This window comes from Ralstonia mannitolilytica (assembly GCF_000954135.1).
GTDB lineage: Bacteria > Pseudomonadota > Gammaproteobacteria > Burkholderiales > Burkholderiaceae > Ralstonia > Ralstonia mannitolilytica.
The window spans coordinates 1,527,523-1,542,432 of record NZ_CP010799.1; the positions used below are offsets into that span (position 1 = coordinate 1,527,523).

The 14,910-nt window shown below is 65.7% G+C and carries 15 protein-coding genes; 1 reads left to right on the forward strand and 14 read right to left on the reverse strand.

Features of this window, described 5'->3' with window-relative positions; translation table 11 throughout:
* Positions 1–1,086 (forward strand): M48 family metallopeptidase, encoded by a 1,086-nt coding sequence (locus TK49_RS07270; protein WP_045786115.1) that lies wholly within the window; start codon positions 1–3, stop codon positions 1,084–1,086.
* A 15-nt stretch (positions 1,087–1,101) separates the two neighbouring features.
* On the opposite strand, the gene TK49_RS07275 is transcribed toward TK49_RS07270, so the two are convergent.
* The 14 genes from TK49_RS07275 to TK49_RS07340 form a co-directional block, all read right to left on the reverse strand.
* Entirely contained in the window at positions 1,102–1,548 is a 447-nt protein-coding gene (locus tag TK49_RS07275; RefSeq protein WP_045786116.1) for a GtrA family protein, read from the reverse strand.
* 17 nt (positions 1,549–1,565) lie between these two features.
* A complete protein-coding gene (locus TK49_RS07280; protein ID WP_045786117.1) occupies positions 1,566–2,639 on the reverse strand; it encodes a glycosyltransferase family 2 protein in 1,074 nt (357 codons plus the stop codon).
* Positions 2,640–2,696: 57 nt separating this feature from the next.
* Positions 2,697–4,007, reverse strand: coding sequence for a glycosyltransferase family 87 protein (locus tag TK49_RS07285; protein WP_045786118.1), 1,311 nt, complete (start codon positions 4,005–4,007; stop codon positions 2,697–2,699).
* Positions 4,008–4,036: 29 nt separating this feature from the next.
* On the reverse strand, positions 4,037–5,059 hold the full coding sequence (locus TK49_RS07290) for a TadG family pilus assembly protein (RefSeq protein ID WP_045786119.1): 1,023 nt from the start codon (positions 5,057–5,059) through the stop codon (positions 4,037–4,039).
* Between the two features lie 31 nt (positions 5,060–5,090).
* Positions 5,091–5,537 (reverse strand): TadE/TadG family type IV pilus assembly protein, encoded by a 447-nt coding sequence (locus TK49_RS07295; protein ID WP_045786120.1) that lies wholly within the window; start codon positions 5,535–5,537, stop codon positions 5,091–5,093.
* Positions 5,538–5,582: 45 nt separating this feature from the next.
* Positions 5,583–6,527 carry a type II secretion system F family protein gene (locus TK49_RS07300; protein WP_045786121.1) on the reverse strand — a complete coding sequence of 315 codons (945 nt, stop codon included), beginning with the start codon at positions 6,525–6,527 and terminating at the stop codon, positions 5,583–5,585.
* A 61-nt stretch (positions 6,528–6,588) separates the two neighbouring features.
* Positions 6,589–7,566 carry a type II secretion system F family protein gene (locus tag TK49_RS07305; RefSeq protein WP_045786122.1) on the reverse strand — a complete coding sequence of 326 codons (978 nt, stop codon included), beginning with the start codon at positions 7,564–7,566 and terminating at the stop codon, positions 6,589–6,591.
* 12 nt (positions 7,567–7,578) lie between these two features.
* A complete protein-coding gene (locus TK49_RS07310) occupies positions 7,579–8,943 on the reverse strand; it encodes a TadA family conjugal transfer-associated ATPase (protein ID WP_045786123.1) in 1,365 nt (454 codons plus the stop codon).
* 45 nt (positions 8,944–8,988) lie between these two features.
* Positions 8,989–10,182: a CpaE/TadZ family protein gene (locus tag TK49_RS07315; protein ID WP_045786124.1), complete on the reverse strand. Its 1,194-nt coding sequence runs from the start codon at positions 10,180–10,182 to the stop codon at positions 8,989–8,991.
* A gap of 81 nt (positions 10,183–10,263) precedes the next feature.
* Positions 10,264–10,572: a hypothetical protein gene (locus tag TK49_RS07320; RefSeq protein ID WP_045786125.1), complete on the reverse strand. Its 309-nt coding sequence runs from the start codon at positions 10,570–10,572 to the stop codon at positions 10,264–10,266.
* 28 nt (positions 10,573–10,600) lie between these two features.
* Positions 10,601–12,484 carry a type II and III secretion system protein family protein gene (locus tag TK49_RS07325; protein WP_045786126.1) on the reverse strand — a complete coding sequence of 628 codons (1,884 nt, stop codon included), beginning with the start codon at positions 12,482–12,484 and terminating at the stop codon, positions 10,601–10,603.
* A gap of 149 nt (positions 12,485–12,633) precedes the next feature.
* Positions 12,634–13,491, reverse strand: coding sequence for a Flp pilus assembly protein CpaB (cpaB, locus tag TK49_RS07330; protein WP_045786127.1), 858 nt, complete (start codon positions 13,489–13,491; stop codon positions 12,634–12,636).
* A gap of 363 nt (positions 13,492–13,854) precedes the next feature.
* Positions 13,855–14,397: an A24 family peptidase gene (locus tag TK49_RS07335; protein WP_045786128.1), complete on the reverse strand. Its 543-nt coding sequence runs from the start codon at positions 14,395–14,397 to the stop codon at positions 13,855–13,857.
* Between the two features lie 122 nt (positions 14,398–14,519).
* Positions 14,520–14,696, reverse strand: coding sequence for a Flp family type IVb pilin (locus TK49_RS07340; protein ID WP_027678035.1), 177 nt, complete (start codon positions 14,694–14,696; stop codon positions 14,520–14,522).
* Positions 14,697–14,910 lie beyond the last annotated feature (214 nt).

The following is a 14,910-nucleotide window of genomic DNA, read 5'->3' on the forward strand; positions in this document are numbered from 1 at the left end:
GTGATTCTCGCCACCTACTTTGACGGCCGCACCTCGCGCGCGCAACCAGTGCGCCTCGCCGTCGAGGCGGGCGAGGCGGTGCTGTTCGACCCCGAGGGCACGCCATTGCGCCGTGCGCCGCTTTCCACGCTGCGGGTGTCGGAGCGCGTCAAGCATGCGCCGCGCCTGATCACGTTTGCCGACGGGGCCTTCTGCGAGATCGGCGACGCGGCCGAACAGGCGGCGCTCAATGCGCTGCTGCATCGCACGGGATATCACGAAGGCTGGGTGGTGCTGGCGCAGAACAGCTGGAAGCTTGCTCTGGGTGCGCTCGTGGCCATGATTCTGGTGCTCGTGCTGGGCTACCGGTACGGCCTGCCGTGGGGCGCCAAGGTGGTGGCGAACCTCGTGCCGCAACGTGTGGAGACGCAGCTCGGGCACGGCACGCTGCGGGCGCTGGACGAGCGCTGGCTCGAGCCGAGCAAGCTGCCGGCAGCGCAGCAGCAGCGCATCCGCGCGCGCTTTGCCGCACTGCGCACGCCGCACGAGGCCACGCACACCTACAACATCGTGTTCCGCGACGCGGGCAAGCTGGGCGCGAACGCCTTCGCGCTGCCCGGCGGCGACATCATCTTGACCGACGCCCTGGTGACGCTGGTGGGCGAGGGCGATGGTCTCACCGGTGTGCTGGCGCATGAGGCGGGCCACGTGGAGTACCGCCACGGGCTGCGTCAGCTGATCCAGTCATCGGCGATCGGCGCCACGGCGGCGCTGCTGTTTGGCGATGTGTCCAGCATTCTGGCCGGCGTGCCGGCGGCGATGCTCACCCTGCGCTACTCCCGCGACTACGAGCGTGACGCCGATCGCTACGCCGCCAGGATGCTGCAGGAGAACGGCCTGTCCGTCGGTGCGTTTGCCGACGTGCTGCAGGCACTCGAAGACACGCACGCCGGCACGCGCAAGGCGCATGCCAACAAGAAGCGCGATGCGGCCCGCGATGACGACGCCTCGGCGTTCTTCTCGTCGCATCCGCTCACGCGCGAGCGCATCGAGACGCTGCGGCGTTTTGATCGGACGCATGGTGCCAGCGACGGCGAGGCCGACTGACGCACCGGCGTGCCTTCAGCGGAACGTCCAGCACCGGTGCAGCACGAAGGTCAACGGCGGCACTGTCGCCAGGATGGCCGTCAGCCCGATCCAGTAGCTTTGGCCCAGCGTCTGGGCCGTCCAAGAGATCGCCAGCGTCAACGCGAGGCCCAGCAGCGAAACGGCGTAGAAGCGCAGGAAATTGGCGCCGCCCGGCTTGGCCGAAAAGCTCCACAGCGCATTGAGCAGGTAGGAGCACACATTGGCGCACACAAATGCCACGCCATTGGCTGTCACCTGAGACGCCGACACTCCGTTGATGAGCGCGGTGGCGATCGCCACGTGCACGCCGGTGGCCACCACGCCCGACACCCCAAAACGGAAGATGCGCATCAGCATGGCCGGATCCGGCAGCCAATGCGCCAGAGGCGGCGGCAGCCTGCCAGCCAATGCGGCCATGACGCTGGATTCGGTTTGTCGCATGATGTGGCTCCGTTGCTTCAGCGGCGCGTGGCGTGGCTGCGTTGGCGTTCGCCTTGCGGCTGGCGTGTGCGCGCGCTGGCAATCGGGATGACCTGCCGGCTGCCATTGCCGGGGACGCGGCTGCGCGGCCGGCGCTCCTGGTAGCGGCGTTTGACGAGATAGATCGGTCGGCCCTTCGCTTCATCGTAAATGCGGCCGACGTATTCGCCGATCATGCCCAGGCCGATCATCTGCAGGCCGCCGAAGAACAGCATCAGCGATAGCTCCGAGGCGTAACCTGGGACCACCACACCGAAGAGCATCGTGCGCACGATGATGAAGGCGCCGTAGCAGAACGCCAGCGCGGCCACGAGTGCGCCAAGGTACGTCCAGCTGCGCAGCGGCAGCGTGCTGAAGCTCGTGATGCCTTCAAGCGCGAAATTCCACAGGCGCCAGCCGGAAAACTTTGACGTCCCCGCGCTGCGTTTCTCACGTTCGTACTGGACGATCACGGTGCTGAAGCCCACCCAGGCGAACAGGCCTTTCATGAAGCGATGCCGCTCGGGCAACTGCTTGAGGGCATTCACCACGGCGCGGTCCATCAGGCGGAAGTCGCCGACGTTCTCCGGCAGCTTCAGGTCGGAGAGGCGGTTGTGGATGCGGTAGTACGCGGCCGCCGTCACGCGCTTGAGGAAGGAGTCGCATGCGCGATTGGCGCGCTGTGCGAGCACGACTTCTGCGCCGTTGCGCCAGTGTGCGACCAGCGCCGGGATCAACTCGGGTGGATCCTGCAGGTCAGCATCGATGGGAACGACGGCATCGCCCTGCGCTTCGTCGAGCCCGGCGGTGAGCGCGGCTTCCTTGCCGAAGTTGCGTGTCAGGTCGACCACGCGCACGCGTGGGTCGGCATGCGAGACGGTGACGAGCTTGGCGAGTGTATCGTCGGTACTGCCGTCGTTCACGCACACGATCTCGAACTGCACGGTGCTGATCGATTCCAGGATCGGCACCACGCGGGCGAAGAAGAGGTGCAGCGCATCGCCTTCGTTGTAGAACGGTACGACGAGGGAAAGCAGAGGCGCGTCGTGTGGGTCTTGATGATTCGGTTGCATGACTTCCCCCAAGAACTCTGATGACGATATGCAGACCTATGACGGGTCTGTCGATGCTTATGCGGTGGTGCGTGCGTTCGCCGCTGCCGGCATGGCTGTCGCAGCCGGCAGGCCGGAGCTGGCGCTGGTGGCGGTGTGCACGCGTGCGTGCGTGAGCGTTCGGTGCACGGTCATCGCCATCATCGCCACCAGGAAAAACGGCCCGACCTGCGGTAGCTGGAACAACGGATTGGTGAATTCGAATACCGGCAACAGCCATGCCGCAACCAGCAGCCCGCGCTCCATGCCCGACAGGCCGAAGCGAATGCCATGGCTGACGTAGCCCGCGATCGCCACGACGAGCCACGTGAGTTCATACGCCCGCACATAAGGCGAGATGAGCAGCGTGGCGGTTGCCAGCGCAGCAACACGCAGCCCGGTATCGCTCGTGCGGCGCCACACGATGGCGGCGGCAAGCGTTGCCAGTACGGCCACCGACATTTGAATCGCATAGGCCAGCTTGATACCGATGCCGGCTGCGCGCGCCGCCGCGAGGAAAGTCGGCATGACATACCACGCGGTGCCGCCGTGTTCGACGAGGTTGGTCTCGGCCCAGTGCGCGCTCCGGATGAAGGCGGGCACGGTGTCCCAGCCGCAGACGGCAACGCTGATGGCGGCGAACAGAACCGCGGTGACTGCCGCGCTGGCCATCGTCTTCCATGCGCGGGTGACGAGCAGCACCACTGGAAACAGCAGCGCCAGTTGCGGCTTGATGGCGAGCAGGCCCATGGCGATGCCGGCCAGCACGGGCCGCTTGTCGAGCCATGCCACGGCCGTAGCGGCCAGCCCCGCGGTGAGCATGGAGTTCTGCCCCATCAGCACCGTCACGAACACGGCCGGCGAGCTGACCACCGACATCCACGCGTGCTGGCGCGCATCCACCTTGTCACCAAGCAGCCGGGTTGTGGCCTTCACATACAGGCCGCCGGTGGCGAGCATGAACAGCAGATAGCTCGGCCACAGCGGCAACAGCGACAACGGCAGCACCACCAGCAGGAAGGTCGGCGGATAGAGCCACGGCAGGATGCGATCGCTGCCCGCTTCCAGCGTGCCGAACTGGTTGATCACCACCATGATCTTGTCGATGTCGTAGGCGTCGAGCGGGTGACCATGGAGGGCGATGTGCGACGCGCCCCAGAACACCGAGAAGTCCGACCCTGGCCCGGTAATGCGCGTATCCGTGAAGCCGTTCGTCACCCACGCACCCAGCGTGAAGATCAGCAGGAAGACAGCGAGCGCCAGCTTGCTGCCTTTGCGCACGGTGCCGGCGTTGATCCAATGACGATCGGCCACCGGCTGCGTGTGTTGCTGTTGATTCGACTGGACCATGGCGCCTTCTCCGTGAATGGTCTGTGAGCCTAGTTTGCGAGGCGCGGCGGCACATAGGCGCCGTAGTTCGTGCCGGAACCGCCGCCACTGACTTTCGTGTTGGTAGTGAAGTTGCCCTCGATGTAGGAATGCGATCCGTTGGTGACGACCTTTGTGATCGTGAAGCCGGCAAACGCCACCACAGGCGAACTTGAGCCGGGCACAACGTTGGCCACCACGGGCATCGTCACGGTGTACGGAAGCGACGGGATTGCGTTGTAGACGCTGGTCTTCACCCCGGTTGAGATGTTGATGCTGTCGCCAACGTTGATCGTTGTCGGGTTGCCGCTGCTAACCAGTCCCTTCTCGGTGTTCGCATCGGTAGGGCCGTTGAAACCCGTCCACTCGCCACTGGCGCAAGTGCCACTGCCCGATCCATAACTGGTGTTGATCTGAAGGACCTTTGGCTGGCCGGTCGCCGGGTCGTTGATGGGCTGGTTGGTGGTGGAGTTCCAATACAGATCGAACAGGCACTTGTTGAGTGCCACCGGAAACAGCGCCCCCGGGTTGGCCGTGCCCGGCGCGGCAATGACAGCGACCGCCGTGGCGCGGATGTCCGCCGTGCCGCCGCCAAACACCCACGTCAACCAGCCTTTGACGGCGCCACCGTTGACGCCCGATGCGCGCGTAATGGTCACTTGCACGCCTGGCACGTCGTTCTTCCCCGGTGTGATGCTCTGCGCTTGCATGCCGGCCGGGGTGCCGGTCAGATTCCAGTAGCCGGCCGTGACCGTGCCGGTGGCGAGCTTTGTGCCATCGGAAGCATTGAGCGTGACGGCGTTGGTGCCCTTGGTGACGGCGTTGCTCCACTGCGGCGTGGGGCTGATCGGGTTGAGCCCCGCCGCGCCTGCCAGTGCCGCCGCGTCCGCCGCGTTCTGCAGCTCATTGCGCACCACATACAGGTGCGCCACGTCGACGGCGATCGCACCGATCGACAGGAAGACAACCAGCAGCATCGGGGCAATCATTCCGACCGCGCCGCGTTGCCGTAGAGAGAGGGCTTGCTGGGTCATGGCATACCTCGCACAGTGCAGGAGCTGCGGGCTATTCGCAGAGCATGGTGGTCTGCGCGCTCATCGCCAGCGATCCTGTAAATGGCGCCAGCTTGCCGAGCACGAGGCCCGTGAACGTGTACGACACCGTCACCGTGAGTGGATTGCCGGAGGCCGAGCAGGTCGTCACCGCGCCCACCGTGCAGTTGGCTGCGGCACCGAACGTCACCAGTCGGTTCTGGCAGTAGTTGGTCGCCACGCTCTGGATCTTCGTGCTCGTGGGCACAGGGTTGCTGAACACCACGCCCGCGCGCGCGGCCTCGCGGCTGGCGTTGGTGATGACCGCCTTGTCGTACCACGCCGCGCCAAATTCGACGATGCCGAACACCACCAGCAGCAGGATCGGAAAGACCAGGGCGAACTCGACGCCGGCCGCGCCGCGCATCTTGCGCGTGCGGGCAGGGCGGTGCGCGGTACGTTGGGAGGCACGGGAGCGCATGATGGTCTCCTTGAAGCGATGGCGGGTCGGCTGTCTGACTTCGATTTACTGTTGGGCCGCGACCGAACGCAGTGCGCCGATCACCTGGATGGCTGCGGGGCCCAGCAGCACGACAAACAGCGACGGGAAGATGCAGAAGATCAGCGGGAAGAGGATCTTGGTGCCGATCTTGGCGGCGCGTTCTTCGGCCAGCATGTGGCGCTTGGTGCGCAGCATGTCCGAATGCACACGCAGCGATTCGGCCACGCTGGTGCCGAAGCGGTCGGCCTGGATCAGCATGGCCACCAGCATGCTGACGTCTTCCACGCCGGTGCGGGCGGCGAGGTTGCGCAGGGCTTTTTCCCGTGCGAGGCCGGCCCGCAGTTCGAGTGTCAGCAGTTCGTACTCTTCGGCCAGCGCGGGACGCGCGGTCCGCATTTCTTCCACCACGCGCAGCACGGCGGCATCCAGGCCGAGGCCCGCTTCCACGCACACCATGATGAGGTCCAGGCTGTCGGGAAACGCTTCGAAGATGTCGCGCTGGCGGCGGCGGATCTTTGCGCGCAGCACGATGTTCGGCAGGTAGAAGCCCAGCAGCGCGGCACCGAACAGCACGCTCAGGAATTCGTTCTGATGGTTGGCGTCAAAGCGGCCCAGCAGCACCACCGACAGCAGCAGCGGCAGCCCGATCGCCAGCAGCGTCTTGATGCCGAAGTAGATGGCGGGTGCATCCGGCGAGCGCCAGCCGGCATGCACGAAGCGCGTGCGCAGGTCGGAAGATTCCCAGCCATCCTTGGGTAGCGACGCCTTGGCCAGCGGCTTGGCGATCCGGCTGATCTTGTGCAGCCAGTCGTTGGAAGTGTCCTGCGGCACGAGGCTGGGCGCTTCACGGTCGATCTGCCCGAGACGCCGCTGCAGCGCACTCGGGCGCAGCACATTGAGCGCCACCAGCACCGCGCCAAAGACGATGATGAACGTGCCGCCAAGCAAGACTGTCTGTGCGATGTGCATATCCGTCCGGGGTTGCCCCCGCCTCCGAATTCTGTTCTGTGCTCTATGGCGCCGTGTCGTGTCAGATGTGGATGCGTACGATCTGGCGGATCCACAACACGCCCACGCAGGTCATCACAATGGCCGACCACATCATCTGAATGCCCGTTGGGTCTTTCCACAGCGTGGACATCAATTCCGGGTTCAACTGGTAGACCACCAGTGCCATGCCCGGTGGCAGCGCGGTCAGGATCCAGCCGCCGAGGCGGCCCTCTGCCGACAGCACGCGCACCTTGTCGAGCAATTGCAGGCGCTTGCGAATGAGCGAGCCCACGTTGTCCAGGATCTCGGCCAGGTTGCCGCCGGATTCGCGCTGGATGAGGATGGCGATCACCAGGTAGCGCAGGTCGTCCACCGGCACGCGGTCGATCAGGCCGGCGAGTGCGTCGTTCAACGAGACGCCGTAGTTGATCTGGCTGAACACCATCGCCAGCTCGGCGCCGATCGGCTGCGGCAGTTCATCGCCCGCCATCTCCAGCGCGCTCGGCAGCGAGTGGCCGGCACGCAGCGCGCGGCTGATCAGGTCGGTGGCTTCCGGAAGTTGCGCTTCGAGCTTCATCAGCCGGCGCGTGCGTCGATGCAGCACGTAGAACAGCGGCAACGAGGCGCCCGCAGCGGCCAATGCAAGCGAGGCGACCCACGGCGGATTGAACGGCGAGATGCCGACGAACACCACCACGGGCACCACAAGCGTCAGCGCCAGAAAGCGGGCGACGGACCAGTCCAGCCCCGATTGCAGCAACAGCAGGTCGAGCCGATTGACGCGTGGCAGCCGGCCCAGCAGTGCCGCCACTTCGGGCGATTCCGCCAGCACGCGCTGCTTGAGGATGCTCTCGTCGGCGCCGTGCCGTGCGCTGCTGAGCAGCGCCATCTTCAGCCGCTGGCTCAGGCGCTTGGCGGTCTGGCTGTGGCGGCTGTCCCACCACAGATACGCAGCGGATACGCCCAGCACAATGGCCACGAAAACCGAGAGCGTGAAACCGATCACCATGGTGTCCATGTCGGTTCTCCTTTAGACCTCGTATTGCACCGACGGGTCGTACAGGGTTTCCGGCAGATGGATGCCGAAGGCCTGCAGACGTTCCGAGAACTTGGGCCGCACGCCCGTCGCGCAGAAGTGGCCCTTGATGCGGCCGTCCGCGTCGATGCCCTTGCGGCGGAAGGTGAAGATCTCCTGCATGTTCACGACTTCGCCTTCCATGCCGGTGATCTCCTGCACGCTCACCAGCTTGCGATTGCCGTCGGTCAGGCGCGTCACCTGGACGACCACCGTCAATGCCGAGGTGATCTGCTGGCGCATCGTCCTGGGCGGCAGTTGCAGGCCCGCCATGCTGACCATGTTCTCGAGACGCGTGAGTGCGTCCCGCGGTGTGTTCGCGTGAATGGTGGCGAGCGACCCTTCGTGGCCCGTGTTCATCGCATGCAGCATGTCGAGCGCTTCGGCACCGCGCACTTCGCCGAGGATGATGCGATCGGGCCGCATCCGCAGGGCGTTCTTCACCAGCGAGCGTTGCGTGATCTCGCCGCGGCCTTCGATGTTGGCGGGGCGCGTTTCCAGGCGCAGCACATGGTTCTGGCGCAGTTGCAGTTCGGCCGCATCTTCAATGGTGACGATGCGTTCGTTTGCCGGGATGTAGCCCGACAGGATGTTCAGCAGCGTGGTCTTGCCGCTGCCCGTGCCGCCCGAGATCAGGATGTTCAGCTTGGCCTTGACCATCGCATCGAGCAGCTGCGCCATTTCCGGTGTCATCGTGCGGAAGTTGACCAGGTCCTGGATCGTCAGCGGGTTGACGGAAAAGCGCCGGATCGACAGCAGCGGCCCATCGATCGCCGACGGCGGAATGATCGCGTTGATCCGGGAGCCATCGGGCAGCCGCGCATCGACCATCGGGCTCGATTCATCGATGCGGCGGCCAACGCGCGACACCATCTTTTCAATCACGCGCATCAGGTGCGCGTCGTCGTGGAACGTCACGCTGGTCAGCTCGAGCTTGCCGCGGCGTTCGACGTACACATACTTGTGCGTGTTGACGAGGATGTCGGAGATGGTCGGGTCGGCCAGCAGCGGTTCGAGCGGCCCGTAGCCGAGCATCTCGTCCTGCACGTCGGAGACGAGGCGGCGGCGTTCGCTCTCATTGAGCTGGTGCTTGCCTTCATCGACGATGCGCTCGACCAGTTGCGCCAGCTCGCGCTTGATCTGCTCGGGCGTGAGCTGCTGCAGGCGGCTCAGTTCCACGCGGTCGATGATGATCTGGTGCACGTCCTGCGCCACTTGCTGATAGGCCGCGCTGGTGTGGCCATTCGAGCCGTTCGCGTTCGTCACGCGTTGCGGTAGCGCCTCGCCGGCTTGCTGAAAGAGTTGTTCTCGCAGTGACATGATGGGCTCCACGCGATCGAGGGTTAGAGACGTGTCGGGCGCCTGTCAGGCCCGCACCGGCGCCGGTACATGGTTGGCATGGCCGAACAGCTTGCGCAGCAGGCCGTCGCGCTGCGGCTGCGTGGCAGGGAAGAGCTGCCGCGCCATGTCCGTCAGCGCGCGGCTGATCGGGCTGTTCTCGGCCACGTCCAGGACTGGGCGGCCCTCGTTGACAGAGTCGCGCACGGTGGCCGGGTCATACGGCAGCACATGCGAGACCGGCATCCCGAAGGCGCTTTCCAGGGTGTTCTGCGTGAAGGGCACGCGCTTCTCGTACTGATTGACGATGAGTTTCAGCCGTTCTGCGCGATAACCGAGCGAGTGGCAGATCTCCATCAGCCGGCGGCCGGCACGCAGGTAGGCGAGATTCAGTTGCAGCACGGCGTAAATCGCGCTGCTGTGGTCCAGCACCAGGATCGACGCCGGGTTGATGTCCTGCCCGAGGTCGAACACGACCACGTCGTACATCGATGCGGCGAGCGTCAGCAGGCGTTCCAGATGCATCGCCTTGATCTCGCCGGCCTTGATCGGGTCACCCGCGCCGGCCAGCACGTCGAAGTCGGGGCCGACATGCGTGACACAGGTATCGAGCAGGGCGGCATCGAGCCGGTCGATCTGGTTGCAGACATTGGCCAGCGTTGCCGGCGGGGTCTGGTCCGTCACCAGGAAGGCGGCGTCGCCGTATTGCTGGCAGAGATCGACGAGCAGCACATGCTTGCCGTGCCGTGCGCTGAGCACATGCGCAAAGTTGGCGGCGGTGAAGGTGGTACCGCTGCCGCCCTTGCACGACAGGAACGACAGCACCTGGCCCTCGTTGCGCGAGCCGGACAGCGCGTGGCTCGTGCAGCGTTGCAGCTCGTCGCGAAACTCGTGCGCGTCGGGCGGCCACGGCAGCACGCACTGCACGCCCGCGCGCATGGCCCGCATCAGCAGGTCGGCGGACGGGTTTTCCGTCAGCAGCATGCAGAGCGTGTCGGGGCGGTCCGTCGTCAGGCGGCGCAGCTGCTGGATGTCGTCGGCGCTGAAGGTGGCAGCCTCCAGGATCAGCAGATCCGCGCCCTGCGCAAGCCCTGGCTTACCGAGTGCCTGGGCGGGCGCGGCGCACGTGCGGTGAACGACGTGGCTGGTGGCCTGTGCGATCAGCCCCGCGAGGTATTGCAGGTGCGATTCGTCGGCGGATACGAGAGCGATCTTGGCCATGGCCGGGCTCCTGTGAGCGTCTGGTGACGCGCCGCGGGTGGCGGCGCGTTTTCCTCTTTCAGCGTTCTTGCGTGGTGCGATCTACCGGTCTTCCGAACTCAGGCTCCTGCCCGATCCCACACCCACCGTGAAGGCGCTGACATCGGCCGACGGCTTGACGAACTGGGTGTTGTAGCGGTCCATGGCGGCGGTGGCGGCACGTCCGTCCACGCCCGTGACCGGGTTGGTGTTGGCCGATGCACTCGGGTTGAGCGTCTGCATGGCCCGCACCGAGCGGACGGCCTCACCGAAGTGTTTGTCGTACTCCGGGGTGGTCGTCATGCAGCCAGCCAGGGTGAGGGCGATTGCGCTGCAGCGTCCGGCCCGCGCCAGCTTCGAGGTGATGTTCATGATCGTCTCCTTGAAGGTTGCGATCGGGTCAATCGTGGAAGGGCTGTTCGCCCATCGACACGAAGCGGCGTGCCTTCGGTGCCGGCGCGATGGGAGCCGGCGCGGGCGGTGTGCCGTTGTGGGCCGGTGCAGCAGGTACCGTGGCGGCTGCGGGGGCTTGCGCTTCGGCTGCGGTGTCGGCTGCAGCCGAAGCGCTCGCGGTGGGGGCTGGCGCTTGAACAGGTTGGGCTGCGGGCGCTGCAGGTGCAGCTTCGGCAGCCTTCGGTGCCGGCAGTGAGGAAGCCGGGGCGGCCATCGCGGCCGGTGCCTTGACCGGCTTGGCCTTGTGCCCTTCCATGTTGCCGTTGAGCAGGATCTCGCCCGTGTTGACCTGACCGAACGTATCCGTCGGCAGCGGGTAATCGGCGGGCAGCGGCTTGACCAGGCGCGGGGTGACCACGAACACCAGCTCCGTCTGGTCCTGCTGGAAGCTTGTGCTGCGCGCCAGCGCACCGATTACCGGCAACTCGCCGACACCGGGGATGGCCTTCAGGCTGCCCGTGATGTTGTTCTTGATCAGCCCGCCGATGGCAAAGCTCTGGCCGTCATGCACCTGCAGCGTGGTGGAAGCGCGCCGCGTGGTGATCAGCGGCAGGATCTGCGTGTTGTTGGTGTTGGGTGAGGTCACCGATACACCGGTCGGAGAGAGCTCCGAAACTTCCGGTGAAACCTTCAGGTTGATGCGGCCGTTTTCCATCACCGTGGGCGTAAAACGCAGGCCCACGCCGAACGTTTCTTCCTGCAGCACGATGGTGGAGACACCGCCCACCGCAGCCCCTTGCGCGACAGGAATGAAGATCTTGCCGCCGGCAAGGAAGCTCGCTTCCTGACCGCTGATCGCCATCAGGCTCGGCTCTGCCAGCACCTTGACGAGCCCGTCGCCCTTCTGCGCATCCAGGGCGAACTTCAGCGGCAGGCGGTTGTTCTTGCTGAAGTTGACGATGTCGTTGGAGCCCGAGAGGAAGTTGGCGAGCGCGCCGACCGACCAGCTGCCGAAGGCACCGGCCACATTGAGCGCCGAGCCCATCTGGTCGATCAGGGTCTTGGAGACTTCCGCCACCTTCACTTCCAGCATCACTTGTTGCGGGGCTTCGACCGCCATCATGTTGATGATGCGTGGGCTGCGCAGCGGCGCGCCGTTCTGCCCGCCTGCATTCATCTGGCCGGTGGCTTGTTGACCACCGCCGCCTTCTTCTCGCACGGGGCCGCGCGCCTGACGCGTGACAAACGCATTGGCGATGTCGAGGATCTTCTGCGCCTGCACCGAATCGCTCACCGTGCCGCCCAGCACGATGCTGTCGGCGGCGGCAGAGACTTCAACGTTCTTCGCGCCCGGCACCAGGCGGCGCAGCGCGGCTTGCAGGCCGGCCGGGTCTGCGCCCACCGACACATCAATGACCGTGCACGATCCGCTGCGGCCCTGCACGATCATGTTCGTGGAGCCGACTTCCAGCCCCAGCACGTACAGCGTCTGCGGCGACACCAGCATCGCCTGCACCACGCGGGGGTTGCCGACGGTGCGGCTGCGTACGGCTTCCGGCAGCTGCACCATCGTCGATTTGCCGATGGGGACGGTCACCTCGCTGTGTTCGCGCATGGCGCCGGTGCAGTTCGGCCCCTTGGGTGCCGAATCGCGGCTGGCTTCTGCGTTGCTTGCGCTGCCGATGGTCAGCTGGATCGGCCCGCTGGCCGACATGCGCATCGGCTTGGCTGGCGCCGCCGCGTTATTGGTCAGGATGGCGGATTCCACACCGACCTGCGCGTGCGCCGCACCTGCCCAAAGCCCCGCCAACATGGCCACTGCGGTTGCAGTCGCCTTCATGTACGTCCCCATGCAGCGTGTCTCGCCGCGTTGCGTGATGAGTCGGTTCATGGTGATCCCCCAGATTGGTTGTTCTGCAAGACAAGGCCGGTTATGTGTTGCCTGTGACCGTGCCGGAGCCCTCTTCCTGGGGCCTTTGGTCTGTTCTTCCTGTTGTGTTGTTGATCGTTGCCCGTGACTTTTGGGTGATGCGCTTCGCTTCAGAAGCACTCGGCGCCGCGATCCACGCCGGCAATCACGCCGATGCAGTTGCCGGGTGCGCGCTGCGCAGCAGCCACGCGGCGTACCACCTGCACCGTCTTGACCACCGGCACCGCCACGGCCGCCGTGATCTTGGGCTCCTTGAGCAGCGTGCTCTTGGTCGCGCCGGTGGTGTCGGCGGGTTGCGGGTCGATCTGGTTGCGCAGCACCAGCGAGAGCGTGCCCACGCTGCGTGCGAGGTCGAGCTTCTCGGCCTGTTCAGGTGTGACTTCCAGCGTGACGGCGTTCACGACCTTGGGCTTGGTGTCGTCGCGGTTGACCTCTTGCGCGACGGCCAGCACCAGGATCTTTTCCAGCACGATCTTCGAGATCGACTGATCGGACCGATCGCTCGCCGCTGCCTTGCCGTCTTTGTTGTCTTGCAGCGTGTTGACGATGATGTCGACGTAGCTGCCCGGCAGCGCGAAGCCCGCCACGCCCACCACGTCATTCACCCGTACGGTGATGGCGCGCTTGCCTTCGGCAATGACGGCCGACAAGCCGCCTGCCGTGCCCTGCGGCGTGAGCTTCGATTCCAGTACCGGCTCGCCGCGCGTCAGGCTGGCGCGCACGACGCGGCCGCTGAGCGCTTGCGCGTCGGAGATGGCGCCGGGCGGCAGGCTGGCGGTCGGCCAGTCCACCACCTTGATGAAGTCCGGCGACAGGCGCTGGCCGAGGTCAATGTCGGCGGCGGCCACGGCCACCTTGGTGATGCCGCTGCTGCTTTGCTGCGTGAGCCAGCGCGAGGCGAAGACCACCGCCGCAAGGCCGGCGATCGTGGCGATCAGCAACATGGAGAGAATGCGCAGGTTTTTCATTTCCCAACCCCACTCGGATGGTTCTCAATCCCACCGCCACCTGGTCCGAAGACACGTAGCGGGCATGCACGGCCGGCCAAGGCGCCGGTCAGCCGAAGAAGAGGGGGAGGCGGGCGGTGCGTGCCAGGATGGACGCGGTCCACAGGCGTGGCGATGGGGCGCCGCGCAGGTCCTGGCTTGCCCGATGGTGCGACTGGATTGACGCATGTCACTTCTCCCCGGTCCCGGACCGTTCTTGCGTGGTCCTTGATGCCTTGTGTGTCTGGCGCGTGCCTGGTGGCGTTCATTCCGTCAGGCTGGCTGCGGCGACGCCGTGTGCTTGTCTTGCACCGCATCGGCACGCGTCAGGGGTTCCCCCCTCGGCTACAACACTCCCCACTTCACCAGCAACGTGCCCGCGGCAAACGCCACCGCGTACGGCAACTGGATCGTTCCGCTGCGCTTGCCCCCGCTGTCCGGCGAAGGCACGGCCTTGCCACCGAACGGCAGCGACATCAGCAGCGTTGAAACTCCTGCCAACGAGCGTTGCGCGTCACGGCGCAGCAACACCATGGCAAGCGCGAGCACCCCGCCTGCCAGAAAACTCACGAAGGCAATGTGGAAGGCGCCGAAGGGCCCCATGAAGGCACCGATCGCGCCCATCAGCTTCACGTCGCCGGCGCCCATGCCACCGAGCAGATAGACGCCGATGCACAGGCCCATGCCCACCGCTGCGCCACCGAGCCAGGCGAGCGCGCCAGCGGTGAAGCCCTGTGTGAGGCATTGCGCGAGAAGCGCTGCCACGAGGCCCGATGCCACCAGCCAGTTCGGGATGCGGCGCGAGCGCACGTCGCTCGCCGCGGCCATCACGATGAGCACGATCAGGCTGAGGTTCGCCAGGGCGCTCAGGCTTGTCAGGGTGGTCATCTCGGGTTCCTCTCGGGCGATTGTTCTGGCTGTCCGCGCGGCAGCGGGTGCCGCGGGCCAGCGTGTATTCGGCCGGATCAGGCCCGGGGCTGCCGGACCTGACCTGGGCGCACTGGCACTGCTCAGGCGGCGGCCGTCGACAGCTGGGTTGCGATCGAATTCCAGATGGCGCCGACCGCGGTCTTGACGGTGGTGCCGTAGGTCACCATCACCAGAGCCACAAAGGCCAGCAGCAGTGCGTATTCCACGCCGGCTGCACCGTCTTCTTCGCGCACGAAACGCTTGATCATGGCTTTCATTTCAATCTCCTCACGTCATGGTTCAAGGAAAGGCGCACCGCTGAAGATCGGGCGCTGGGTTCTGGCCAGACAAGCCGGCCAAGGCCAAACCAGGGGTTCCGGAGATCGTGTGCGCACACCGGTGCCACACCGGCGCGAAGGCCAGCATGTTCCGGAGCACGACAACACCAAGAGGCTCCCCCGACTTCACCAGTTCTCAGGGCTCGCACCGGCG